The sequence below is a fragment of the Streptomyces cylindrosporus genome, assembly GCF_022698165.1.
Taxonomy (GTDB): domain Bacteria; phylum Actinomycetota; class Actinomycetes; order Streptomycetales; family Streptomycetaceae; genus Streptomyces; species Streptomyces cylindrosporus.
Map to the genome: position 1 here is coordinate 210,087 of NZ_JALDAY010000008.1, position 23,063 is coordinate 233,149.

Genomic DNA, 23,063 nt, shown 5'->3' on the forward strand with positions numbered 1-23,063 from the left:
GCGGGTCCGATAGGTCACACCTGTACAGGACCGGTCGGCCTATAGCGCACAGGGCGCGTCGGTTTCACGTGAAACCGACGCGCCCCGCAGCTCGCGACGACTACTACAGCTCCTTGCGGAAGGCCTCCGTCACCTTCAGGAAGATGTCGTTCGCCTCGGTCTCCCCGACCGTCACCCGCACGCCCTCGCCCGGGAACGGCCGGACCACCACACCGTGCTGCTCACAGGCCTGCGCGAAGTCGACCGTGCGCTCCCCCAGGCGCAGCCACACGAAGTTGGCCTGGGTCTCGGGCACCGTCCAGCCCTGGGCCCGCAGCGTCTCCACGACACGGTTGCGCTCGCACACCAGCGAGCCGACCCGGCCGAGCAGTTCGTCCTCCGCGCGCAGCGAGGCGATCGCCGCGTCCTGGGCGAGCTGGCTCACGCCGAACGGCACGGCCGTCTTGCGCAGCGCCGCCGCCACCGGCTCATGGGCGATCGCGAAGCCGACCCGCAGCCCCGCGAGGCCGTACGCCTTGGAGAAGGTGCGCAGGACGCAGACGTTGGGGCGCTCGCGGTACAGCTCGACGCCGTCCGGGACCTCGTTGTCGCGGATGAATTCGCGGTAGGCCTCGTCGAGCACGACCAGCACATCGCTCGGCACCCGGTCGAGGAAGCGCTCCAGCTCGGCCCGCTTCACGACCGTGCCGGTCGGGTTGTTGGGGTTGCAGACGAACACGAGTCGCGTGCGGTCGGTGACCGCGTCCGCCATCGCGTCCAGGTCGTGCACGTCACCGGGCGTCAGCGGCACCTGCACCGAGGTGGCTCCGCTGATCTGCGTGATGATCGGGTACGCCTCGAAGGACCGCCAGGCGTAGACGACCTCGTCGCCGGGGCCGGCGGTGGACTGGATCAACTGCTGGGCGACGCCCACCGAACCGGTGCCGGTGGCCAGGTGGGAGAGCGGGACGCCGAAGCGCTCGGACAGTTCGTTCATCAGGCCCGTGCAGGCCATGTCCGGGTAGCGGTTGAAGGAGGAAGCAGCGGCCGTCACGCTCTCCATCACACCGGGCAGCGGCGGATAGGGGTTCTCGTTGGAGGACAGCTTGTAGGCCACCGGCCCACCGGCCGCGGCGGGCTTCCCCGGCTTGTAGGTCGGGATACCCGCCAGCTCGGCGCGCAGCTTCGGGCTCGTCTCGCTCACCGCAGTCCTCCTCATGACCACCGGCTTCCAATACTGCTCACCTTATGAGGATTCGGCGCCGCTGCGTACAGGTGAGCGCGGACCGGGTTCGCCGGGAGGGCCGACCTCATCCGTCACACCAACATCAGGCGCATCACCGTACGAACGCAGACGAATCGGGGGGCGCGGCTACATATATCTATGCGCCGGTGGCTCACGCCCTGGCGCGCATCACCCGTGCAGGTGAGTTGAGACCTCTTCGAAACATCCAGCCCTTGGCAGGCTCATACGTGCCGACAAGTCACGTAGTGCCCTTGGATCATTCAACTGACTTTGTTTCAAAGGTAGTTGACGGCATATGACCTTGCAGAAACGTGCCTGTCAACGCGTGCATATGCGTCCGCCCTACCCCACCGCATGAGCCCTACTATCGGCTCGCCATGACAGCAGCAGGGAAGCACCAGGTGAGCCGCGCGGAAACCTCCCGTCGAGGCAGCCGGCCGGGCCGGGCGGGCATCAGGGATGTGGCCGCCGCCGCCGGAGTCTCCATCACGACCGTCTCCGACGCCCTGAACGGCAAGGGCAGGCTCCCGGACGCCACCCGCCGCCATGTCCGCGAGGTCGCCGACCGGCTGGGCTACCGCCCGTCAGCCGCGGCCCGCACGCTCCGTACCGGCAAGTCGGGCCTCATCGGCCTCACCGTGACGACGTACGGGGATGAACCTTTCACCTTCACCGAGTTCGCGTACTTCGCCGAGATGGCGCGGGCCGCCACCTCGGCCGCGCTCGCCCGCGGCTACGCGCTGGTGATCCTGCCCGCGACCTCGCGCCACGACGTGTGGTCGAACGTCGCCCTGGACGGGACCGTGGTGATCGACCCGTCCGACCAGGACCCGGTGGTCAGCGAACTGGTCAGGCAGGGTTTACCGGTGGTCTCCGACGGCCGTCCGGCCGGCGCCCTGCCGGTCACCGCGTGGGTCGACAACGACCACGAGGCCGCCGTGCTCGGGATCCTCGACCACCTGGCCGACGCCGGCGCCCGCCGCATCGGCCTGCTGACGGGGACGACGACGGACACGTACACCCATCTGTCGACCACGGCGTACCTGCGCTGGTGCGAGCGCGTCGGCCAGGACCCGGTGTACGAGGCCTACCCGGCGCACGACCCGTGCGCGGGCGCCGTCGCCGCCGACCGGCTGCTGGCCCGCCCCGACCGGCCCGACGCCGTCTACGGGCTGTTCGACCCGAACGGCACCGATCTGCTCGCCGCCGCCCGTCGCTACGGCCTGCGCGTACCGGACGACCTGCTTCTGGTCTGCTGCAGCGAGTCGACCGTGTACGCCAACACCGAGCCGCCGATCACGACACTCTCACTGAAGCCGCGCCGGATCGGCACGGCCGTCGTACAGCTGCTCATCGACGCGATCGAGGGGGTCGAATCGGACCAACCGGTCGAGCAGGTGATACCGACGGAGCTGATCGTGCGCACCTCGTCCGAGCGAAGGTCCCCGCGCACGACGGTCAGCCCCCCGCGTTCGCCCGAAGAGGAGTAGAACAAGCGCTGTCAGCGGCGGCCCAAGCTCTGCCCAATCGGGGCGAAAGCCGCGGTGAACTGGACTCTTGCTCCGATTCACCACCCCTGGGTCATCACATGGCGCGATCCGCATTCCTATGATGGGCCCACGACACCGCGGGCCGCTGCGACCAGGCAGTCCGAAGCGGTGCAGATGCGGCGTGATGGTGGAGGGGTCTGATGACTCAGGGGGCCGGTCAGGGACCCGAGGCGGAGCGGACGGCGACGTTGCCCGACTTCCGGGTGCCCGCGTACGTCCACGAGACCGGTCCGTACGGCCAGAGCACGCACCCCGGTGACGTCGTGCCGCCGCACGAGGAGACATACCCCGATGGGTACACCCCGACCGAACGCGACCTGCCCGTGATCAACCGCGGTGACACGCTCCGGACGGGCGTCGACCCGGCGTCCCTCGCCGCCCCGCAGGACGCGGACGGCGCGGGTCCGCTCTACGTCGTCGGCGATGTGCACGGCTACCTCGACGAACTGGTGGCCGCCCTGCAGGCCCAGGGCCTCATCGACGCCGCGGGCAACTGGAGCGCGGGCACCGCCCGGCTGTGGTTCCTCGGCGACTTCACCGACCGCGGCCCGGACGGCATCGGCGTCATCGACCTGGTGATGCGGCTGTCCGCGGAAGCGGCCGCGGCCGGCGGCTACTGCAAGGCGCTCATGGGCAACCACGAGCTGCTGCTGCTCGGCGCCAAGCGGTTCGGCGACACCCCCGTCAACTCCGGCGCGGGCACCGCCACCTTCCAGGCGGCCTGGCTGCTCAACGGCGGCCAGAAGACCGACATGGACCGCCTCCAGGACCACCACCTGCAGTGGATGGCACGCCTGGACGCGGTCGAGGAGGTCGACGGCTATCTGCTCGTCCACTCCGACACCACCGCCTACCTCGACTACGGCGACTCGATCGAGGCGGTCAACGACACCGTGCGCGAGACGCTTACACGCAACGACGCCGACGAGTGCTGGGACCTGTTCCGCAAGTTCACCAAGCGGTTCTCCTTCCGCGACGAGGGCGGTGCAGACGCCGTACGCTCCCTGCTGGATACGTACGGCGGCACCCGCATCGTTCACGGGCACAGCCCGATTCCCTATCTGCTGGGCGAGGTCGGCTCCGAGGACGGCGAGGACAACTCCGGTCCGGTGGTCGAGGGACCGCACATCTACGCGGAAGGCCTGGCCATCGCGATGGACGGCGGAGTGACCATGGCCGGAAAGCTGCTGGTGCAGGAACTTCCCCTGGATATCTGAACGTTCACAGGGAAGGCGTCACCTCTCGGAGGAATGACGACAAACGGCGCAGGCCAGGGCCCAATTTCCGGAAACCCCCTGTCACCGCGTGCCGTACCCGCTCTACCATCGGCTTATCCGTAGCAGGCTCCCCTCCGTTTCTGCCCGACGGCTCGTTGGCATGCGAGCCCCAAGCCCTACGGAGCATCGGGGGATGCACATGAACAGCGTTCCGCAGCACCTGCTGAGCGAGGACCGCCAGGAGTACGAGCGGGTCCTCGATGAGGCGCTGCGCTCCGCACCACACCGCCCGGAACTGGCCGCTGTCGGACAGCGGCTGAATCCCGAACAGCTGCGCACCATGGCGCTGAACGCCACCGCACTCATCACGGCGGCCGCGGCGACCGAGTACCAGCACTACGTGAAGGTTCGCGAGGAACTGCGCCGCCCGGCGCCGTCCACCCCGGCGACCGCCCGCGAAACCGGCTCCGAGGAGCCGGCCACGGGCGTGATGGGGCTCGCCACCACCCTCGGCGAGGCGGCCGAGCCGGCCGGCGCGGGCGCCGTCGCCGTCGCCGCCGTCCTCACCCCCGTCCTCGCCGGAACGGCCGCGGCGATCTTCCTGCTCGTCGGCTACATCCTCAGGTCGCTCGCTCCCAAACAGGCGTTCGGTAAAACCATGCTCACCGCGGGCTGGGTGTTCGGCGCCATGACGGCGATCGCGATCCTGGTCGCCGCGGTGGGGCTGCTGCTCACCGCCCTGCGCAACCGGCCCTCCCCGGAGTCGGGCCCGTACGGCGAACTGAGCGAGGAGGTGACCCGGGCCAGGGACGCCTGGCGCGAGGCGCTTCTGGAGCGCGGCATCCTGCCCTTCCTGCGGGAGGCGCTCTCCGACCCCGGCTCCGCCGCCCTGCACCGCACGGCACCGGCGGCGCCGAGCCGTATCCCGCACCTCGGCTACGACCGGCCGGGCTTCAGCAGCCCGGAGGACGGCCCGGCCGCCGGTCCGCGCCCGAGTTTCTCCAGCCCGGACTACACCAGCCCGGACTTCGGAGGCCCGGACCACCAGCTGGAGTGACCGACGGCTTGTGCCTTCCGCCTACGCGTCGGCGGGGGAGCGCAAGCCGAGTACCGGGCAAATCCGCCGGACGTCCGCGCACACCGCCCCGGCCCGCATTCAGGCCGCCGGCAGTGTGTCGGCGACGTCCGCGGTCGCCCGTACGAATTCCCGTACGCGTTCTGTGGTGTTGCCCTCCAGCCAGACGGGTCCCCGTTCGAAGAACGGCGCGTCGTGGAGCGGCACATGGGCGACGTCCGGCCTCGGGTAGTAACGCCGGGCGTGTTCGCCGACCGGGAGCACACCCTCGCCCATCGCGACGAGCGTGAGCATCTCGGAGAACGACCCTCCGGCCGGCCCCTTCGGCACCGGGCGGCCCGAGGGTGTGCGGTCCGGGGTGCGGTCGCGCTTGAAGCCGACCGAGGTCGCCTCCGGATACTGCACGACGGGGTGCTCCGCGAGCACCTCCAGCGACACCGCCTCCTCGCCGGCCGGCGGATGCCCGGCGGCCACGGCGAGCACCCGACGCTCCCTCAGCAGTACGGGACCCCGCGCCATGCCGTCGAAGGGGTACGAGGCGATGAGCACGTCGACCGAGCCGTCGAGCAGGCTCGCGCGGGAGTCGGACAGCTGAGCCTCCCGTACCTCGACCTTGCAGTCGGGGTGCCGCTCGCCGAACAGAGCGACCGCCTTGAGGAGTGCGGGGGCGGTGCCCTCGCCGAGGAAGGCGACCCGCAGCTCACCCGTCACCCCGCGACTGGCCTCGGCGGCCCTGCGCAGCGCCTCCTCGATCCCGGCGACGAGGGGAGCGAGGTCGTCGGCCAACTGCCGCCCGATCGCGGTGAGCCGGACGCCCTCCCGGAGGAATCCCCATGCCGGCTCCCTGGACCACTACGTCGGCCAGCGGGCCTGGAGCCGGTACGCGTCGCCGAATGGCGGGCCGGGAAGGTGCCGTTCCCCTCGGTGCGGATCACCCCGGAAACCATCGTGGACCTGATGGCCCGTCCTCGCGGCGAGTCCAACGTCGACCACATCTGCCTGACCGTGGACCCCCTGGACCGGGACGAGTTCACCGCCTCGGCCGACTTCACGGTTCTCGAAGGCACGACAGCCTGACCGCGGCCCGCGGTCACGCCTCCGAAGTCGCCGCCGCCGTGCGCTCGTCGAAGTCCTTGCGCGCGGCCTGGATGGCCACGATGTTCGCCTGCGACCAGTCGGTGATGCTCTGCAGCAGGCCACCGACCTCCCGGCCCAGCTCGGTCAGCCGGTACTCCACGCGGGGTGGGACCGTCGGATAGACCTGACGGGTCAGCAGTCCTTCGCGCTCCAGCGCGCGCAGCGTCTGCGTCAGGACCTTGGACGTCACGCCGTCCAGCCGCCGGCGCAGTTCGGCGAAGCGCATCGGGCGGCCGTCCTCCAGGGCGACCAGCACCAGCATGGTCCACTTGCTCGCGATGAGTTCCAGCACGGCACGCGTCGGACAGTCCCGCAGGAAGACGTCCACGCCGCCGTGTTCTCTCAGGTCGAAGCCGGTATCCATGAGGAACCTCGATATCAGAAAAGTGCCTTCTTCCGTGGGGTGATCGCTCGGGCCGACGATGGGACGCATCGCGCCCGACCGATGGGGAGTCCTGATGTCCACCCGTATGCACGCCGTCGTCCAGACCTCCTTCGGCGGTCCCGAGGTGCTCGCCTACACCGAGACCGACGTACCCGAACCCGGGCCCGGTGAGGTCCTGTTGCGGGTCGCCGGAGCCGGGGTCAACCCTGGCGACGCGGTGCTCCGGGCCGGCCGCGTGCCGGAGCTGGTGACCCTGCCGTGGACGCCGGGCAACGACGTGTCCGGAGTCGTCGAGCGGGTCGGCGAGGGCGTGACGCGGTTCGTGCCGGGGGACCAGGTGTACGGCATGCTCGCCGTCAGCCGCCGTGGTGCGTACGCCGAGTTCACCGCCGTATCCGCCGACGCGCTGGCGTTCGCGCCCAAGAACCTCGACCTGGCGCACGCCGGGGCCGTACCGCTGGTCGCGGTCACCGCCTGGCAGGCGCTGGCCGTACTGGCACGGGTCCGGCCGGGCGACCGGGTCCTGATCCACGCGGCGGCGGGCGGCGTGGGCCATGTCGCCGTGCAGCTGGCCAAGGAGCTGGGCGCGCACGTCATCGGCACCGCACGCGCCGCCAACCACGACCGCCTGCGCAAACTGGGCGCCGACGAACTGATCGACCACACCGTCACCGACTTCGAGACCGCCGTGGCCCCGGTGGACGTGGTCCTCGACTTGGTCGGCGGCTCCTACGGCCCGCGTTCCCTGGACGTGCTGCGGCCGGGCGGCCTTCTCATCGGCGCTTCGATCGACCCCGGAACGGACGAGGAACAGGCCGCCGCCCGTGGGCTGCGCTACACCTGGGTCACCGCCGAGCCCTCCAGTGACCTGCTGCAACAGGTCACCGGACGCATCGAGACCGGCCGGCTGCGGGTCCACGTCCAGCGGACCTACCGCCTGGCCGAGGCCGCCGAGGCCCACCGCGCCATCGAGGCCCGGCGCACCACCGGCAAGATCGTCCTGGTCCCCTGACCATCCCGCCGGCGGTGACCGCTCGGGCCCCGCTGTCCGGACCTCAGTCCGCGATCGGCAGATACACCCGGTTCCCGCTCGCCGCGAACTCCTTCGACTTCAGCGCCATGCCCTCCTCGATCTCCGCCCGACTGCCGCCGTGTTCGCGGCGGATGTCCTGGGAGATCTTCATCGAGCAGAACTTCGGCCCGCACATCGAGCAGAAGTGGGCGGTCTTGGCGGGCTCCGCCGGCAGCGTCTCGTCGTGGAACTCCCGTGCCGTGTCCGGGTCGAGGGCCAGGTTGAACTGGTCCTCCCACCGGAACTCGAAGCGGGCGTCGGACAGGGCGTCGTCCCAGTCCTGCGCCCCGGGGTGGCCCTTGGCGAGGTCGGCCGCGTGGGCGGCGATCTTGTAGGTGATGACGCCGGTCTTGACGTCGTCCCGGTTGGGCAGGCCCAGGTGCTCCTTGGGCGTGACGTAGCAGAGCATCGCCGTGCCCCACCAGGCGATCATCGCGGCCCCGATGCCGGAGGTGATGTGGTCGTACGCCGGTGCGACGTCCGTCGTCAGCGGGCCGAGCGTATAGAACGGAGCTTCATCACAGATCTCCTGCTGAAGGTCGATGTTCTCCTTGATCTTGTGCATCGGGACGTGTCCCGGGCCCTCGATCATGGTCTGTACGTTGAAACGCTTGGCGATCGTGTTGAGTTCCCCGAGCGTGCGCAACTCCGCGAACTGCGCCTCGTCGTTGGCGTCGGCGATCGAGCCGGGCCGGAGGCCGTCGCCCAGCGAGTACGTGACGTCGTAGGCGGCGAGGATCTCGCACAGCTCCTCGAAGTTCTCGTACAGGAAGGACTCCTTGTGGTGCGCGAGGCACCACGCGGCCATGATCGAGCCGCCGCGCGAGACGATGCCGGTCTTGCGGTTCGCGGTGAGCGGGACGTACGGCAGTCGCACGCCCGCGTGGACGGTCATGTAGTCCACGCCCTGCTCGGCCTGCTCGATGACCGTGTCCTTGTAGATCTCCCAGGTCAGCTCCTCGGCGCGGCCGTCGACCTTCTCCAGGGCCTGGTAGAGCGGGACCGTGCCGATGGGGACGGGGGAGTTGCGCAGCACCCACTCGCGGGTGGTGTGGATGTTGCGCCCGGTGGACAGGTCCATGACCGTGTCGGCGCCCCAGCGGGTCGCCCAGGTCATCTTCTCGACCTCCTCCTCGATGGAGGAGGTGACCGCGGAGTTGCCGATGTTGGCGTTGACCTTCACCAGGAACCGCTTGCCGATGATCATCGGCTCGATCTCCGGGTGATTGACGTTGGCGGGCAGCACCGCGCGACCGGCCGCGATCTCCTCGCGGACGACCTCGGGGGACACGTTCTCCCGGATGGCCACGTACTCCATCTCGGGCGTGACCTCGCCCCGGCGTGCGTACGCGAGCTGCGTGACCGCCTTGCCGTCACGGCTGCGGCGCGGTTGCCGCGGGCGCCCCGGGAAGACGGCGTCGAGGTTGCGCAGACCGCCACGCGGCGCGGTGTGCTTGATCCCGTCGTCCTCGGGGCGGACGGGCCGGCCCGCGTACTCCTCGGTGTCGCCGCGGGCGATGATCCAGTTCTCCCGCAGCGGGGCGAGCCCCCTGCGGACGTCCGTGTCGATGAGCGGATCGGTGTACGGGCCGGAGGTGTCGTACAGCGTGACCGACTGCCCGTTGGTGAGGTGCACCTGACGGACCGGCACCCTCAGATCGGGGCGCGAACCCTCGACGTATGCCTTGTGCCAGCCGCTGGACTTCCCGGCCTCCTGGGACTGTTCGCCCTGGGACTGTTCGCCCTGGCTGGAGGCAGGCGTGCGTGCGTCCTTGATGGTCATGAGACCTACTCCCTACGCCGGCATTACCCGGTAACAGGTTCGGCGGTCGACGCAGCGATTTCCGTCTGTCGATGCCTCGTGGCGAACATCACTCGATTTCGGTGATGTTCCACGTGAAACATCGCTGGGACGGAGGTCAGCGCCCTCTCAGCCCGGTGCTCCGAGCTCCCGCGTGTGCAAAGGTGCCTCCACGCTAGCGTCAATTCGGGCGCGGTGAACAGGGGGCCCCTGTCGTTCTTGCGATGATCGGGCGGTGACCACGACACATGAGCCCCCGGAGCCACCCCACGTCCACGGGTCAGGGCACGACCGTGGGCACGGCCACGGCGGCGGGCATGGGCACGCACCGGGTGGCGGGCACGCACCCGGTGGCGGGCACGGCCACAGTCACAGCCATGGCCCGGCCGCCCCCGTCTCCAAGCATCTGCGCAAGGTCATCGCGGCGATCCTCATCCCGTTCGCCGCGGCCGTGGTGGTCGGCCTCGCGGTGCTGTGGCCCGGCGGCGCACCGGCGCACGAGCGCACCGGCGTGGGCTTCGACCGGCAGACCCAGCAGGCGACCGTCACCAAGGTCGTCAGCGTGAGCTGCAAGTCGGTGAACGCCTCCAGCGGGTCCTCGACCGGTGACACCTCCACCACCGGGGACTCCTCCGCGAAGCAGGAGGAGAACGGCACCTGCAAGAAGGCGACGATCCGCGTCGACTCCGGCAAGGACAAGGGCCGTACGTTCACCGAGATCGTGCAGCCGGACCAGTCGCGGCAGTTGCACGAGGGCGAGAAGGTCGTGGCCGCCTACGAACCCTCCGCGCCCAAGGACCTGCAGTACTCGGTGACCGACGTGAACCGCCGGTTCCCGATGGCTCTGCTCGCTGGCATCTTCGCGCTCGCCGTCGTCGTGGTGGGGCGACTGCGGGGCGTCATGGCCCTGGTCGCGCTGGCCATCAGCTTCCTGATCCTGAACTTCTTCATCCTGCCCGCGATCCTTCAGGGCTCGAACCCGCTGCTCGTGGCGGTGATCGGCTCCAGCGCCATCATGCTGATCGCCCTCTACACATGCCACGGACTGTCGGCCCGCACCTCCGTCGCCGTGCTCGGCACGCTGATCTCCCTGATACTGATCGGCGTTCTGGGCTCGGAGTTCATCGACTGGGCGGCCCTCACCGGCAACACCGACGACAACACCGGCCTGATCCACGGCCTGTATCCGTCGATCGACATGAGCGGTCTGCTGCTCGCGGGCGTCATCATCGGCTCGCTCGGCGTCCTGGACGACGTGACGGTGACACAGACCTCGGCCGTCTGGGAGCTGCACGAGGCCAACCCGGCGATGGGCTGGCGCGGGCTGTACCGCGCGGGCATCCGGATCGGCCGCGACCACATCGCCTCCGTGGTCAACACGCTCGTCCTCGCCTACGCGGGCGCCGCGCTGCCGCTGCTCCTGCTCTTCTCCATCGCCCAAAGCAGTGTCGGCACCGTCGCCAACAGTGAACTGGTCGCCGAGGAGATCGTGCGCACGCTGGTGGGCTCGATCGGCCTGGTCGCCTCGGTACCGGTCACCACACTGCTCGCGGCGCTGGTGGTCGCGGCTGACCGACCCGAACCCGGGGCGGTACCGGCGACGGCGACGGCAACGGCCGGTGCGGCACCGGCGGCACCCGCACGCGCGGGCAGGGGCAGGCGCCGTAAGCACTGAGGCGGCGAGGCCGACCGTACTGGCACGGGGAGGACCGACCGACAGCACTGCGGCGGGGAGGACCAGCTCCGGCCCGCCGCGGGCCGACTCCGGCCCGCCGTAGGCAGACGCCGGTCCGCCACGGGCAGACTCCAGCCTCCTGCACGCAGACCCCGGCCCGGAGCGGAGCGGACTCCGGTCGCCGCAGCCCCGGCCCACTTCCGCAGAAGCGTTCCTTCGGCCTTGTCTCCCCGCGTCAGCCCGCGCTCTGTTCCTCCGCCAGGATGCGGTCCAGCGCCTCGTCGAGATGGGCGTCGAAGTCCGCGAGGGCGCCCTCCTGGCCGAGCGGCACCAGCTTGTCGGTGCGGTCGAGAAAGGCGATGAGGGGCGCCGTCGAGGAACGGAACAGGGCCTGGTCGCGCCCGACCTGAAGCCGGATCAGGACCTCGCACAGCGAGTCGGGTTCGGCGGGCGAGACGCGCACGTCCCCGTCCCCGCACGGCCGGCCCACCCCGTCGATCAGCAGCTCCCGGCCGAACGCCCAGGTCACCGGGGCGTCGCCGGGCAGATGGAAGGTCAGCCGCACGGCATACGGATCACAGGGCTCGTAACGCAGCTCCACCGGGATACGGAAGGAGAGCTCCTCGGAGACGAGAAAGCTCATCATGACCTCTGCCTGTACGGACTCGCTCATCGCCTACCCCGTCATAGGAAGCCGTCTGGCTGGGAATCATCCCCTGACACTGATGAAATCTTGCTGAAAGTACACGGCAGATCACAAGGAGTGAGTTTTCAGATACTGATAGAGATCGCGAGCGACCCCAGCAGGCGTCCCACCTCGCGTTGCAGTTGCTGCGCCGCTGACACCAGCCGATCGGCCTGGTGCGCGGGCAGGGAGATCGCCATCGTGGCGGCCGTGGTGCCCAGGGTGATCGGGATCGCCGCGCAGACCGTGCCCAGCGCGTACTCCTGCCGTTCCATGACCGGCTCCATCCGCCGCGTCCGCTCCAGCCGCCGCAGCAGTGTGTGGTCGTCACGCACCGTGTACGGGGTGATGGACTGCACGGGGTAGCGGTCGAGGTGGTCGCGGCGGGCGTCCTCGTCGAGCTGGGAGAGCAGGCACAGCCCGATCGCGTGCGCGTGGGCGGTCTCGCGGAAGTCGGCCCACTCCTCGACCGCCGGATTGCCCGGGGTGTCGGAGACGCACATGACGTCGATCTCGCCGTCCCGGTACACCGCGTAGTACACGGGTACGCCGATCGCGTCCCGCCAGTCGGCGAGTGCCTCGACCACCGTGCTGCGACGTTTCTGCTGGGCGCCGCTGCTGCCCAGCCGCTCGGCCGCTTCGCCGAGGAAGAACAGCCCTTTGTCGCGGCGCAGATAGCCCTCGTGCACCAGGGTGCGCAGCAGGTGGTAGGCCGTGGGGAGGGCGAGGCCGGTCTCGCGGGCGAGTTGCTTGGCGGGGGCGCCGTGCGCATGCTCGGCGACGCATTCCAGAAGGCGCATGGCGCGCTGCACGGAGCCGATGAGGGTCGCGGACTGGGGCTGTGCGGCCGGGGATTCCGGGTGCGCCGTCGTCGGGACGTCCGGGGGCCGTGTCGAAACCGGCCGAGGTGCCGTCCTCCGGGTCGGCTGCGGCCGCGCGGGGGTCGGGGGGCGCGGCCGGGCCGGGGGTGCGGCCGCCGGTGCGGCCGTCGCACGCTCCTGCGTCGCGGGGCCGGGCTGCTCGGGCGGCCGGAGGTGCCCCGGGGGCGGTACGGAGGGCTGGGCCGATCCTGGCGGTGCGTGGGGGTCGGTGAGTGCGGTGTCCGTGGCCAAGGGTCACTCCCGAAGCGCGAGGGGGCAGCCCGTGCGGGGGAACACGGGAGGGGGTGTACGCCGCTCGCGGGGGTCGTCCCCGCGTCGAGTTCCGGACTCTAACGGCCCGCGACCGTCCTGGGACGGCCTGCCCGGAAAACTTCCCTCGCGCGAGGGAACCGATGATTCCTGTTACCGATCACCGACTTCCGCGGCCACCGGTCACCGGCTCCCCGCGCCCCTCACCAGTCGCTGCGCGACGAGGAGCTCGACGTGAACTTCCGCACCACGTAGATCAGTCCGCCGACCAGGGCCACGAAGACCAGCACCTTGAAGAGCAGCCCGATGACGAAGCCGACGACGCTCGCTATCAGGCCGCCGAACACGACCAGGGCGATGACCGGCACCGCGATCCACTTCACCCACCAGGGAAGTCCCGCGAAGATCTCTCCCATTGCTCTCGTCCTTACCTCTCCGCCCGTCGCTCGCACCGGGTCCGTCGATGACCCGGGTCTTGGATGCCGGATCCTTCTGATGTCCTGCACTCGATGCTAGGGCCGGGAGGGTGCCCGGCGGGGGCCTCGCATCCCTTGTCCTCCCCTGATCGAACCCCTAGGGAACCCCGAGGCGGCGGATCGGCTTCGCGGTGGAGACCGGCTCTCGGCTCAGCTCTCCGGCGGCGAGAACACCACGAGCACCCGCAGGTCCTCGCTGATGTGGTGGAACTTGTGGGCGACCCCGGCCGGCACGTAGATCACGCTGCCGCGCGCCACCTGGGTGGTCTCCAGGCCGACGGTGATCGCGGCGCGGCCGCTCACAACGAAGTAGACCTCGTCCTGGTTGTGCGGCTTCTGTGGATCATGCTCACCGGCGTCGAGCGCGTACAACCCGACCGACATGTTCCGCTCCCGCAGAAACTGCAGGTAGGCGCCGTCGTTCGCGGCGCGCTCCGCCTCCAGTTCGTCCAGCCGGAATGCCTTCATCGCCGTTGTCGCCCTCGTCCCGCTGCTCGTATCCGATCTCGTCTGCCACGATCAGACACATGAAGAATTTCGTAGTCAAGACGATCGCCAACGCGGGGGCCCTGGCGGTCGCGGTATGGCTGCTGGACAAGATCACCCTCACCGGTGACAGCACAGGCAAGAAGGCCTGGACCCTGATCCTCGTCGCCCTCGTCTTCGGCCTGGTGAACTTCCTGGTCAAGCCGATCGTGAAGGTGCTGTCCTTCCCGCTCGTCATCCTGACGCTCGGCCTGTTCACGCTCGTCGTCAACGCCCTGATGCTGCTGCTGACCTCATGGCTGGCCGACAAGCTCGACCTCAGCTTCCACGTCGAGGGCTTCTGGACCGCCGTCCTGGGCGGCCTGATCATCTCGATCGTCTCCTGGGCGCTGCACGTCGTCCTGCCCGACGAGGACTGAGCAGGCCATGACCTATCGCGTCTGCTTCGTCTGCACCGGCAACATCTGCCGTTCCCCGATGGCGGAGTCGGTCTTCCGCGCCCGTGTGGCGGAGGCGGGGCTGAACGACCGGGTCGAGGTCGACAGCGCCGGCACCGGCGGCTGGTACGAGGGGGACGGTGCCGACCCGCGCACCGTCTCCGTCCTGGAGGCGAACGGCTACGACGGCACCCACACGGCCCGTCAGTTCCAGCCGTCGTGGTTCGCCCGCCTCGACCTCGTCGTCGCCCTCGACACCGGCCACCTCAAGGCCCTGCGCCGCCTGGCCCCCACCCCGGAGGACGCGGCGAAGGTCCGGCTGCTGCGCTCGTTCGGGCCCGTGGCGGGTGACGACCTCGACGTCCCGGACCCCTACTACGGGGGCATGGACGGCTTCGAGGAGTGCCTTGAGATGGTGGAGGCGGCGAGCGAGGGTCTGCTCGCCGCGGTACGCGAGCAGGTGGAGGGACAGGCGGCATGAGTGATTCGGGTACGTCGGTGGGCGAAGGCGACGGCACGCGCGCGGTGCGGGCGGGACTGCCCGAGGCGGTCAAGAACGAACCGACGCTGCCCGGCCCGGTGTTCGCCGCCCACTACCACCTGCCGGGCGACGTCAGCGGCCCGTACACCTACGGCCGCGACGACAACCCCACCTGGACCCTGCTGGAGCGGGCCATCGGCGAGCTGGAGGCGCCCGCACGGGAGGACGTCGAGACGCTCGTCCTCGCCTCGGGCGTGGCCGCCGCCTCGGCGGTGCTGTTCTCCCAGGTGCGCGTCGGCGACGCCGTCGTACTGCCGAACGACGGCTACCAGGTACTGCCCCTGCTCCGCGCCCAGCTGGAGGCGTACGGCGTAGAGGTGCGCACCGCGCCGACGGCCAACGACGCCCAGCTCGACGTCCTCGACGACGCCAAGCTGCTGTGGATCGAGACGCCGTCGAACCCCGGACTCGACACGTGCGACATCCGGCGGCTCGCGGAGGCGGCACACGCGCGTGGCGCGCTCGTCGCCGTCGACAACACCCTCGCGACGCCCCTGGGACAGCGCCCGCTGGAGCTCGGGGCCGACTTCTCGGTGGCCAGCGGCACCAAGCAGCTGACCGGGCACGGGGACGTGCTGCTCGGTTACGTCGCCGGCCGGGACGGCGAGGCCATGGCCGCCGTACGGCGCTGGCGGAAGATCGTCGGGGCGATTCCGGGACCCATGGAGGCCTGGCTCGCGCACCGTTCGATCGCCACGCTCCAGCTGCGGGTCGACCGGCAGTGCGCCACGGCCCTCACCGTCGCCGAGGCGCTGCGGGAGCGGCCCGAGGTGACCGGGCTGCGCTATCCCGGGCTGCCCGACGATCCCGCGCACAAGGTCGCCGCGCAGCAGATGCGCCGCTACGGGTGCGTGGTGTCGTTCACGCTGCCCACGCGCGCGCGTGCCGAGCGTTTCCTCGACGCTCTGCGGCTGGTGGACGACGCGACGAGCTTCGGGGGTGTGCGGTCCACGGCCGAGCGTCGCGGACGCTGGGGCGGGGACGCGGTGCCGGAGGGCTTCATCCGGCTCTCGGTCGGCGCCGAGGATGCCGAGGACCTGGTGGCGGATGTGCTGCGGGCGCTGGACGAGTCGGCGGAATGACCGCTTCAGGGCCTGCTTCACGGACACCCGGCCGGTGTTCCGCTACGTACAACGGACGGTCCGAGCCTCCCCCCTCGTGGCTCGGACCGTCCTCGGTTCCGCGCGCGAAGAACCGCGCGAACAAGGCTAGTTGACTCTGTGTCAGTGTCCAATCACAGTAGCGACAGAGACCTATCGACTTATTTATAGTTGGGCCCTGCCTGGGGGCGGGAGAAGGGCAGGGAACCGGGGAGGGCGAACGATGGATCTGGCCTTGCTGCGCACCTTTGTGACCGTGCATCGGGCCGGCTCGTTCACCCGCGCCGCCGCCCTGCTCGGCCTGTCGCAGCCGGCCGTGACCTCGCAGATCCGCACGCTGGAACGGCAGCTGGGCCGCCCCCTCTTCCTTCGGCAGGCCCGCGGAGTTACCCCGACGACCATCGGCGACGAGCTCGCGCACAAGGCCGCCCCGCATCTCGACGCCCTGGTGGAGATCGCCGAGACGGGCCTCGACGACGAGTCCTCGTTACGGACCCTGCATCTCGCCGGTCCCCCCGAGTTCACCGCGGAACGCGCGCTGCCCGCCCTCACGGAGCTGACCGGCGAGGACGGCCAGGGTTTCGCCCTGCGCGCCTCCTTCGGGAACGCCGAGGAGACCCTGGAGGGGCTGGCCGCCGGGCATCACGATCTGGCCATCAGTACGGCCCGTCCGCGCGGCGCCCTGCTCACGGCGACTCCGCTCTGCGACGAGGAACACGTCCTGGTCGCCTCTCCGGCGCGGGCCGAGCAGATCGGCCCCGAGAAGCCGCGGCGCAAGGGAGCACCCGCGCTGGAAGACGTCCCCGTGGTCGAGGTGCACGAGTCGCTGCCCTTCGTCTCGCGCTACTGGGCCTCCGTCTTCGACTCCCGCCCCGCCGCCCCGGGCACCGTCATCGTCCCCGACCTGCGCGCCGTCCTCGCCTGCGCCGCCGCGGGCGCGGGACTCGCGGTGCTGCCCCGCTATCTGTGCGCCACCGCCCTCAAGCGCGGCGATGTCGTCGCTCTGCACGACCCCGCCGTACCGCCACTGCGCACGTACTTCCTCGTGGTCCGCACCGGCACTCTCGCGATGCCGCATATCGCGCGGGCTCACGAATGGCTGCTGCGGGCGGCGGACGACTGGTGCTGACCTGGGCTTTTCCTGTCTCGTTTCCGTCGTCACGGGCTGAGCTCGGCCGATGACAACACGCGATGTTTCACGTGGAACCATCCGGGCCACATTCCACCCATGACCGTCCGACCCGTGGTCAAGCGCACCGCACGCGCCGTCCTCCTCGACGGCGACGACATGATCCTGATCAAGCGCACCAAACCCGGCGTCGATCCCTACTGGGTCACCCCCGGTGGCGGGGTCGAGCCCGGGGACACGACCGTCGTCGACGCCCTGCACCGCGAGGTGTACGAGGAGCTCGGCGCCAAGATCACCGACGTGGTGCCCTGCTTCGTCGACACCGTCGAGCACATCGGTGCGGACGGCGGTGCGACCGGCGTGAAGGTGCAGCACTTCTTCGTCTGCCACCTGGAGTCCATGGACACGTCGCTGCGGCACGGCCCCGAGGTGGACGAGCCGGCCGGCGAGTACGAGATCGTGCGCGTGCCGTTCACCCGTGTCGGGATCGCCTCGGTCCATCTCGTCCCGCTGTCGCTGCGGCACTACCTGGACGGCAACATCGAGGGTGTACGGGCCATGCACGCCCCGGACCTGGGCTGACCCCGGCCGGCTCAGCCCCCGGTTCCGACCAGTTCCTCGACCGAGTCGTGCCATATCCGCTCCGACGGGATGCCGATGTTCCGGAGGACGTCGACACCGCTGCGGATCATGCCGGGTGGGCCCGACAGATAGGCGTCGAACTCGTACCACGGGCCGTACTGGCGTACCGCGTCGGGGAGTTGGAGGTGCCCCTGCTGGTCGATGACTGCGCGGACCGAGAGCCAGGGGTGTGTCTGCTGGAGCCGGAGCATGGTGTCGATGTCGTACAGGTCGTGGTCGGTGCGGGCGCCGTAGAACACCTCGACCCGTCGGCGCTCACCGTGCTCGGCGACGTCCTCCACCAGGGCCTTGATCGGCGCTATGCCGGTGCCGCCGCCCAGGCACAGCAGTCCGCTGTCTGTGGTGTGGTCCACGGTCATCGAACCGGCCGGCGGACCGAGCCGGACGACGTCGCCGGGCCGGGCGCGGTGGACCAGGGCGTTCGAGACCCAGCCCGCCGGGACCGCCTTCACATGGAAGGTCAGCAGACCGTCGGAACGGGGTGCCGAGGCGAAGGAGTAGTGCCGCCAGATACGCGGCCACCAGGGCGTCTCCACGCTTGCGTACTGCCCGGCCAGGAAGGGGTAGGGCTGGTCCGGGCGGACGGTGACGACCGCGACGTTTGAGGTCCTGAGGTCGTGCGCGACGATCTCAGCGAACCACCAGGCGGGCGCGCGCAGTTCGTCCGCCGCCGCGGCATCGATCATGACCTGCGAGATCGTGGTGTACGCCCGGACCCAGGCCGCTTCCGTCTCCGCGTCCCAGACGCCCGTCGCGTACTTGCTCAGGGCCCCGATGAGGCACTCGCCCACCACCGGGTAGTGCTCGGCGCGGGTGCCGTACTTGCGGTGGCCGCGGCCGAGGTTCTGCAGATAGGCGACGAGGACCTCGGTGTTGTCGATGTGCTCGGCCGCCGTGAGCAGCGCCTTGAGCAGCCGGTCCCGCTGGGTGTCCATGGAGGCCGGGAACAGCGACCGCAGGTCGGGGTGTCGGACGAAGAGCAGTGCGTAGAAGTACGAGGTGACCTTGTCCGCGACCGGCGCGACCTCGGACATCGTCCGGCGGATGAGGACGGCGTCCGGTGACGCGGTCTCGGCCCGCACCGGGGCGAGGGAGTGCGGCGGTGCGGACCGGGCGGGGCGTTGGACGGGGACGCGGAGGCCGGCCGGGGGCAAGGCGGCCGTGGAACCGGCCGAGGCGAGGCGGGCGGGTGACGTGGCGGCTCCCTGCGTCGGCCTGGCCGGTACGGCGTCCGCGGGGGCCTCAGGCTGAGCGTGCGGCGTGAACCAGCCGCCCCCGTCGCCGGAAGTGCCGTTGTCGGCCGACGACGCGGTCGGAGCGTCCATGGTGTGCCTCGCCTCGAACATCTTTCGGTCGGTCTGCGCCCTTCCTCGCTCGGAAGGTGCCTGCTTTCCCCCGCAGACGGCTTACTTTCGTACGGACAAGTAAGGCGAGAGTGTGACATTGGCCGCAGTGCCCACACCGCAGCATCGCACCCCATTCGGACGGTGCGACCGCATAACCGAAAACACGGGTCTTCGATCTCCGCGTCCCGTTAGGCTGCAGTCGACCCTACCGGTCACCGATCCGATCAATTACCGGGCGCGGCGCACCAATTCATAGGCATCCCACAGATCGCCGCCCATGTACGAGTGTGTCGCAAGACCGGCGAGATGCCGGTCCGCATTGACCGCCACGGAGACCGGCACCGCACCGAACAGATCCCGGTCCGACAGCGAATCGCCGTAAGCAATGCAGTCCGCACGGGTCACTCCGAATTCCGCGCACAGACGGTCGGCAATCTCGACTTTCGCGGCCGCACTGAGAACTCCGGCCGGGTCCACGGGCTCGCTGAACGGCACAGCCGGAAAACGCGACCCGAATGCCGCGTGCGCACCCCAGCCAATGAGCCGCTCCACAAAGAACGAAGGCGAGAGCGATACGACGGCGCAGTATTCGCCCTGCTCCCGGATCTCCGCCCAGACTTCGCGGATCCGCTCCAGCCAGGGTGCTCCTTCGAAAGCAGCCGTCACATGCGCCTCGGTGAGGTCCGCCCAGAGGGCATACACCTCAGCCGCGTACTCCGGAGGGCCGATCAGTCCCGCCGAGATCGCCTCGTCCAGGGCCACCGCCTCGGCTTCGAGCCCCAACTGTCGTGAGATCTCCACGGGAGACGTGGTGCCGCGCAGCAGCGTGCCGTCGAGATCGAAGAGATGAAGTCTCGCCATGGGACCCGAGGCTAACCGGGCACCCCAAGGACCCCCTCGTGAGCCCCCGGACGCTCGCCGTTCGCTCATGTTTCACGTGAAACACCCGGCATCTGTCGGCGCCCTGTGCGGTTGACCACGACATGGCCAAAAGCTCTCGCGTCTCGGTGGAAAGAGGTGGACGCCGAGGGCACCCGTCAGACAGCCTGACCTGCGTGGCGACTCCTTCCCTCACTGCTCTCCCCGTCCGCCGTCTGACGCTTCGCGATCTCACCGCCTGCGCCGACTTGTCCGAGGACCGGGGGTGGCCACGCGAGGAGCACAAGTGGGGCTTCCTCCTCACAGCCGGGAAGGGGTACGGCATCGACGACCCCGACGGCGGTCTCGTCTGCGCCTGTGTCGTCACCGAGTACGGACCGCAGGACCGGCCCGATCTCGCCGCCATCGGGATGGTGTTGGTCGCCGAACGGCACGCCCGCCAGGGCATCGGGCGCCATCTGATGCGGCACATCGTCTCGGCGATGGGCCCCACCCCGCTGACCCTGCACGCCACCCCGAACGGCCGCCCGCTCTATGAGGAACTTGGCTTCAAGGTCACCGGCCGGGCCGAGATGCTGCGCGGACACTTCACTTCCGGCGGACCGGAGACCGAGGTCGTCACGAGGGCCGCGACCGCCGAGGATCTCGCCGCGATCGTCCGCCTCGACGAGGAGGTGTTCGGGGCCGACCGCACGCACATCGTCACGCGGCTGCCGGCCTTCGCCGACCGCCTGTGCGTCGCCGAGGAGAACGGCCGACTCATCGGATACGCGGGCGCCTGGCCGAACATGGAGACCCATGTGGTCGGCCCGCTGATCGCCCGGGACACGGAGACCGCGAAAGCGCTCATCGCCTCCCTCGCCGCCCAGACCGACCGCCCCTTGCGCACAGACATCGACGTACGCCACGAAGAGCTGCTGGCGTGGGCGAAGGAGCGAGGGCTGGAGTCCGTCGCGTTCAACGCCGTGATGGCGTACGGCATCGCGGAGCTGCCCGGCGACTGGACCCGGCGGTTCGCCCCCGTGACGGTGGCGGCAGGCTGAACCTGCTCCAGAAGGCCGGTGCGTAGGGTTGCCGGCATGGGAGATCTTGAGATGCGGCCCGCCACAGCGGAGGATGTGCCCGCGATCGTCGCGATGCTCGCCGACGACCCCCTCGGCGCCCAGCGCGAGTCGCCGGACGATCTGACGCCCTATCTGAGGGCTCTGGAGCGTCTGGTGGCCGACCCGAACCAGCATCTGATCGTCGCCACCCGCGAGGGCCGTGTCGTCGGCACACTTCAGCTGACGATCGTTCCCGGACTGTCGCGACGGGGTTCCACCCGGTCGATCATCGAAGGCGTCCGTATCCACGCGGCCGAGCGGGGCAGCGGGCTGGGCACGCGGCTCATCGAGTGGGCGATCGACGCGTCTCGGCGCGAGGGCTGCCAGTTGGTCCAGCTGACCTCCGACAACACGCGCACCGACGCTCACCGGTTCTACGAACGGCTCGGCTTCACGGCTTCACATGTGGGCTTCAAGCTCCAGCTGTGAAGGTGAGGCGTGGTGTTTCACGTGAAACACCACGCCGGGCCCGCCGATGGGGTCTAGCCGATCCCCCGCCATCCGTCCGGGTCCACCCCACCCGGCACAGAAGCCTCCTCGTCGTACGGCTGACGCGTGAACACGAACGACCCGAGGTCCAGGTGGCTCACGGTCCCGTCCGGGCGCCGTACGGCCCTCAGGAGCTCTCCGGCGTAGTAGCCCTCCAGTCCGGTCCAGGTGCCGTCGCCGTTCGCCCTGAAGCGCGAGCGTCGGCCCTTGCCGGTCAGCGGCTCCAGCGAGACGAGCCCGTCGGCCGTCAGTCTCAGAGCGAAACCGTACGTGCCCCAGTACCACTGGCCGGCCAACTCCAGTACGTCCGGCTCGACTTCGCGCATCGGCCGCCACGGCTCGGGAATCCGGGGCTCGGCCTCGGCGACGATCCGGACGAGATCGGCGGCCACGGTGCCGAGCAGCGGACCGGAGGTGCAGTTGGCGAGGACCACGGCCGCGACGTCGTCCTCCACGCTCATGGCGAGGCAGGCGAGGAAACCCGGCAGGGATCCCGAGTGCCCGACGAGGAGCCGCTCGTCCTGGCGCCGGATCTCCATGCCCAGGCCGTACGCATAGCCCGCGGCGACGTCCGGAGCCTCGGGCGGAGCCGCCGGGGTCCGCATCTCCAGCAGCGACTCGGCGCTCAGAACACGGTCGTCCCCCTTGGCCAGGAAGGCCGCGAAGCGCGCCAAGTCCCCTGTCGTCGACCAGAGTTGACCGGCCGGAGCCATGCGGCCGAGGTCCTCCGCGGGCTCCGGCAGCATCACGTCCGCCCAGGGGTGCACGGCCCAGCCGCCCGCGTGCGGAGCACGCGGTCGTCCGCTCGTGCGGTGGAGGCCGAGAGGTTCGAGCACTTCCCGCCGAAGAACCTCCTCCCAAGGGGCCCCCCGCAGCTCCTCGACCAGCGCGCCGAGCAGGGTGAAACCGGGGTTGGAGTAGTGGAATCTCCGGCCGACAGGATGCACCAGGGGCTGCTCGCCGAGAACGTCGCCGAGTCCGGGGCGCAGCACACCCGGTGTCCGCTCCCACCACGGTCCCGGTGACTCGGCGGCCAACCCGGCGGTGTGCGCGAGCAGTTCGGCGATGGTGGCCTCCCCCGCCCCGGTGCCCGGCAGATGCTTCTCCAGGGGGTCACCGAGGTCGAGCGCACCCTCGTCACGCAGCCGCATGACGAGAACGGCCGTGAAGGTCTTCGTGATCGAGCCGATGCGGTACTGCACGTTCTCGTCCGGCCCGTGCCCGTCCACGGAGGTCCGCGCGCCGTGCCACACCGCCTCCCCGCCCCGCACGACCGCCGCGACCAGCGACGGCGCCCGCCCCTCGGCTTGGGCCAAGGCGATCCGGTGCAGCAGGGACCTGCGGGTACCGGCGAGCAACTCTTCCTGGGATGTCGTCATGCCCCCAAGTGCATCGCGTGAGGTGCTCGGCCGTCGAGCTGATTTGCCCGACTCCTCGCAAGGGCGACGACCACCGGCGAGCCCGGATCGCGCACCGATGAGTT

The 23,063-nt window shown here is 70.1% G+C and carries 23 protein-coding genes and 1 pseudogene; 13 read left to right on the forward strand and 11 right to left on the reverse strand.

Annotated elements, in window-relative coordinates:
• Window positions 1-103: 103 nt before the first annotated feature.
• Window positions 104-1,183 (reverse strand): histidinol-phosphate transaminase, encoded by a 1,080-nt coding sequence (gene hisC / locus MQP27_RS26635; RefSeq protein WP_242768295.1) that lies wholly within the window; start codon window positions 1,181-1,183, stop codon window positions 104-106.
• Between the two features lie 419 nt (window positions 1,184-1,602).
• Here hisC and MQP27_RS26640 point away from each other — a divergent pair, with 419 nt between their 5' ends.
• The 3 genes from MQP27_RS26640 (at window position 1,603) to MQP27_RS26650 (ending at window position 5,049) form a co-directional block, all read left to right on the forward strand.
• Window positions 1,603-2,715: a LacI family DNA-binding transcriptional regulator gene (locus MQP27_RS26640; protein WP_242768297.1), complete on the forward strand. Its 1,113-nt coding sequence runs from the start codon at window positions 1,603-1,605 to the stop codon at window positions 2,713-2,715.
• 200 nt (window positions 2,716-2,915) lie between these two features.
• Window positions 2,916-3,992 (forward strand): metallophosphoesterase, encoded by a 1,077-nt coding sequence (locus tag MQP27_RS26645; protein ID WP_242768299.1) that lies wholly within the window; start codon window positions 2,916-2,918, stop codon window positions 3,990-3,992.
• A gap of 193 nt (window positions 3,993-4,185) precedes the next feature.
• Window positions 4,186-5,049, forward strand: coding sequence for a hypothetical protein (locus tag MQP27_RS26650; protein WP_242768301.1), 864 nt, complete (start codon window positions 4,186-4,188; stop codon window positions 5,047-5,049).
• Window positions 5,050-5,148: 99 nt separating this feature from the next.
• On the opposite strand, the gene MQP27_RS26655 is transcribed toward MQP27_RS26650, so the two are convergent.
• Window positions 5,149-5,853: a LysR substrate-binding domain-containing protein gene (locus MQP27_RS26655; protein WP_242768309.1), complete on the reverse strand. Its 705-nt coding sequence runs from the start codon at window positions 5,851-5,853 to the stop codon at window positions 5,149-5,151.
• Between the two features lie 75 nt (window positions 5,854-5,928).
• On the opposite strand from MQP27_RS26655, the pseudogene MQP27_RS26660 reads away from it, so the two are divergent.
• A pseudogene (locus tag MQP27_RS26660) lies at window positions 5,929-6,132 on the forward strand (VOC family protein); the annotation flags it as partial.
• A 25-nt stretch (window positions 6,133-6,157) separates the two neighbouring features.
• Here MQP27_RS26660 and MQP27_RS26665 read toward each other — a convergent pair.
• A complete protein-coding gene (locus MQP27_RS26665) occupies window positions 6,158-6,568 on the reverse strand; it encodes a winged helix-turn-helix transcriptional regulator (protein ID WP_242768311.1) in 411 nt (136 codons plus the stop codon).
• A gap of 94 nt (window positions 6,569-6,662) precedes the next feature.
• Here MQP27_RS26665 and MQP27_RS26670 point away from each other — a divergent pair, with 94 nt between their 5' ends.
• On the forward strand, window positions 6,663-7,601 hold the full coding sequence (locus MQP27_RS26670) for an NADP-dependent oxidoreductase (protein WP_242768313.1): 939 nt from the start codon (window positions 6,663-6,665) through the stop codon (window positions 7,599-7,601).
• 43 nt (window positions 7,602-7,644) lie between these two features.
• On the opposite strand, the gene thiC is transcribed toward MQP27_RS26670, so the two are convergent.
• Window positions 7,645-9,444 carry a phosphomethylpyrimidine synthase ThiC gene (thiC, locus tag MQP27_RS26675; RefSeq protein WP_242768315.1) on the reverse strand — a complete coding sequence of 600 codons (1,800 nt, stop codon included), beginning with the start codon at window positions 9,442-9,444 and terminating at the stop codon, window positions 7,645-7,647.
• Window positions 9,445-9,697: 253 nt separating this feature from the next.
• Here thiC and MQP27_RS26680 point away from each other — a divergent pair, with 253 nt between their 5' ends.
• Window positions 9,698-11,137, forward strand: a complete 1,440-nt coding sequence (locus MQP27_RS26680; protein ID WP_242768317.1) for a YibE/F family protein — start codon at window positions 9,698-9,700, stop codon at window positions 11,135-11,137.
• Window positions 11,138-11,372: 235 nt separating this feature from the next.
• Here the strand turns inward: MQP27_RS26680 and MQP27_RS26685 are convergent, their stop codons facing one another.
• From MQP27_RS26685 to MQP27_RS26700, 4 genes are all read right to left on the reverse strand, one after another.
• Window positions 11,373-11,810 (reverse strand): SsgA family sporulation/cell division regulator, encoded by a 438-nt coding sequence (locus MQP27_RS26685; RefSeq protein WP_242768319.1) that lies wholly within the window; start codon window positions 11,808-11,810, stop codon window positions 11,373-11,375.
• Window positions 11,811-11,908: 98 nt separating this feature from the next.
• Window positions 11,909-12,643 (reverse strand): IclR family transcriptional regulator, encoded by a 735-nt coding sequence (locus MQP27_RS26690; protein ID WP_308290005.1) that lies wholly within the window; start codon window positions 12,641-12,643, stop codon window positions 11,909-11,911.
• Window positions 12,644-13,155: 512 nt separating this feature from the next.
• The gene (locus tag MQP27_RS26695) at window positions 13,156-13,368 is read right to left on the reverse strand and encodes a DUF5326 family protein (protein ID WP_242768329.1); all 213 of its coding nucleotides are present in this window, start codon (window positions 13,366-13,368) and stop codon (window positions 13,156-13,158) included.
• A 210-nt stretch (window positions 13,369-13,578) separates the two neighbouring features.
• The gene (locus MQP27_RS26700) at window positions 13,579-13,896 is read right to left on the reverse strand and encodes a cupin domain-containing protein (protein WP_200703065.1); all 318 of its coding nucleotides are present in this window, start codon (window positions 13,894-13,896) and stop codon (window positions 13,579-13,581) included.
• 59 nt (window positions 13,897-13,955) lie between these two features.
• Between MQP27_RS26700 and MQP27_RS26705 the strand changes: the two genes are divergently transcribed.
• The 5 genes from MQP27_RS26705 to MQP27_RS26725 all read left to right on the forward strand — a co-directional run bounded on the left by MQP27_RS26705 (window position 13,956) and on the right by MQP27_RS26725 (window position 17,703).
• Window positions 13,956-14,333, forward strand: coding sequence for a phage holin family protein (locus tag MQP27_RS26705; protein ID WP_242768332.1), 378 nt, complete (start codon window positions 13,956-13,958; stop codon window positions 14,331-14,333).
• Window positions 14,334-14,340: 7 nt separating this feature from the next.
• Window positions 14,341-14,832, forward strand: coding sequence for a low molecular weight protein-tyrosine-phosphatase (locus MQP27_RS26710; protein ID WP_242768334.1), 492 nt, complete (start codon window positions 14,341-14,343; stop codon window positions 14,830-14,832).
• On the forward strand, window positions 14,829-15,974 hold the full coding sequence (locus MQP27_RS26715; RefSeq protein ID WP_242768336.1) for a cystathionine gamma-lyase: 1,146 nt from the start codon (window positions 14,829-14,831) through the stop codon (window positions 15,972-15,974). The genes MQP27_RS26710 and MQP27_RS26715 overlap by 4 nt, the downstream gene beginning before the upstream one ends.
• 241 nt (window positions 15,975-16,215) lie before the next feature.
• The gene (locus tag MQP27_RS26720) at window positions 16,216-17,121 is read left to right on the forward strand and encodes a LysR family transcriptional regulator (RefSeq protein WP_242768339.1); all 906 of its coding nucleotides are present in this window, start codon (window positions 16,216-16,218) and stop codon (window positions 17,119-17,121) included.
• A gap of 99 nt (window positions 17,122-17,220) precedes the next feature.
• A complete protein-coding gene (locus MQP27_RS26725; protein WP_242768341.1) occupies window positions 17,221-17,703 on the forward strand; it encodes an NUDIX hydrolase in 483 nt (160 codons plus the stop codon).
• Between the two features lie 11 nt (window positions 17,704-17,714).
• Here the strand turns inward: MQP27_RS26725 and MQP27_RS26730 are convergent, their stop codons facing one another.
• Both MQP27_RS26730 and MQP27_RS26735 read right to left on the reverse strand, forming a co-directional pair.
• Window positions 17,715-19,109: a globin domain-containing protein gene (locus MQP27_RS26730; RefSeq protein ID WP_242768343.1), complete on the reverse strand. Its 1,395-nt coding sequence runs from the start codon at window positions 19,107-19,109 to the stop codon at window positions 17,715-17,717.
• Between the two features lie 228 nt (window positions 19,110-19,337).
• A complete protein-coding gene (locus MQP27_RS26735; RefSeq protein WP_242768345.1) occupies window positions 19,338-19,970 on the reverse strand; it encodes an HAD family hydrolase in 633 nt (210 codons plus the stop codon).
• A gap of 194 nt (window positions 19,971-20,164) precedes the next feature.
• On the opposite strand from MQP27_RS26735, the gene MQP27_RS26740 reads away from it, so the two are divergent.
• A complete protein-coding gene (locus MQP27_RS26740; protein WP_242768354.1) occupies window positions 20,165-21,031 on the forward strand; it encodes a GNAT family N-acetyltransferase in 867 nt (288 codons plus the stop codon).
• Between the two features lie 36 nt (window positions 21,032-21,067).
• Complete coding sequence (locus MQP27_RS26745) at window positions 21,068-21,520, forward strand: GNAT family N-acetyltransferase (RefSeq protein ID WP_242768356.1); 453 nt, start codon at window positions 21,068-21,070, stop codon at window positions 21,518-21,520.
• A 53-nt stretch (window positions 21,521-21,573) separates the two neighbouring features.
• On the opposite strand, the gene MQP27_RS26750 is transcribed toward MQP27_RS26745, so the two are convergent.
• Window positions 21,574-22,959, reverse strand: coding sequence for a serine hydrolase domain-containing protein (locus MQP27_RS26750; protein ID WP_242768358.1), 1,386 nt, complete (start codon window positions 22,957-22,959; stop codon window positions 21,574-21,576).
• Window positions 22,960-23,063 lie beyond the last annotated feature (104 nt).

Bases quoted from the DNA above. Each gene is read 5' to 3' on its own strand.
- MQP27_RS26715 (WP_242768336.1), top strand. From the start codon at position 14,829: ATGAGTGATTCGGGTACGTCGGTGGGCGAAGGCGACGGCACGCGCGCG.
- MQP27_RS26695 (WP_242768329.1), bottom strand. From the start codon at position 13,368: ATGGGAGAGATCTTCGCGGGACTTCCCTGGTGGGTGAAGTGGATCGCG.
- thiC (WP_242768315.1), bottom strand. From the start codon at position 9,444: ATGACCATCAAGGACGCACGCACGCCTGCCTCCAGCCAGGGCGAACAG.
- MQP27_RS26730 (WP_242768343.1), bottom strand. From the start codon at position 19,109: ATGTTCGAGGCGAGGCACACCATGGACGCTCCGACCGCGTCGTCGGCC.
- MQP27_RS26685 (WP_242768319.1), bottom strand. From the start codon at position 11,810: ATGAGCGAGTCCGTACAGGCAGAGGTCATGATGAGCTTTCTCGTCTCC.
- MQP27_RS26645 (WP_242768299.1), top strand. From the start codon at position 2,916: ATGACTCAGGGGGCCGGTCAGGGACCCGAGGCGGAGCGGACGGCGACG.
- MQP27_RS26725 (WP_242768341.1), top strand. From the start codon at position 17,221: ATGACCGTCCGACCCGTGGTCAAGCGCACCGCACGCGCCGTCCTCCTC.
- MQP27_RS26745 (WP_242768356.1), top strand. From the start codon at position 21,068: ATGGGAGATCTTGAGATGCGGCCCGCCACAGCGGAGGATGTGCCCGCG.
- MQP27_RS26665 (WP_242768311.1), bottom strand. From the start codon at position 6,568: ATGGATACCGGCTTCGACCTGAGAGAACACGGCGGCGTGGACGTCTTC.
- MQP27_RS26705 (WP_242768332.1), top strand. From the start codon at position 13,956: ATGAAGAATTTCGTAGTCAAGACGATCGCCAACGCGGGGGCCCTGGCG.
- MQP27_RS26650 (WP_242768301.1), top strand. From the start codon at position 4,186: ATGCACATGAACAGCGTTCCGCAGCACCTGCTGAGCGAGGACCGCCAG.
- MQP27_RS26670 (WP_242768313.1), top strand. From the start codon at position 6,663: ATGTCCACCCGTATGCACGCCGTCGTCCAGACCTCCTTCGGCGGTCCC.
- MQP27_RS26750 (WP_242768358.1), bottom strand. From the start codon at position 22,959: ATGACGACATCCCAGGAAGAGTTGCTCGCCGGTACCCGCAGGTCCCTG.
- MQP27_RS26735 (WP_242768345.1), bottom strand. From the start codon at position 19,970: ATGGCGAGACTTCATCTCTTCGATCTCGACGGCACGCTGCTGCGCGGC.
- MQP27_RS26720 (WP_242768339.1), top strand. From the start codon at position 16,216: ATGGATCTGGCCTTGCTGCGCACCTTTGTGACCGTGCATCGGGCCGGC.
- MQP27_RS26700 (WP_200703065.1), bottom strand. From the start codon at position 13,896: ATGAAGGCATTCCGGCTGGACGAACTGGAGGCGGAGCGCGCCGCGAAC.
- MQP27_RS26640 (WP_242768297.1), top strand. From the start codon at position 1,603: ATGACAGCAGCAGGGAAGCACCAGGTGAGCCGCGCGGAAACCTCCCGT.
- MQP27_RS26710 (WP_242768334.1), top strand. From the start codon at position 14,341: ATGACCTATCGCGTCTGCTTCGTCTGCACCGGCAACATCTGCCGTTCC.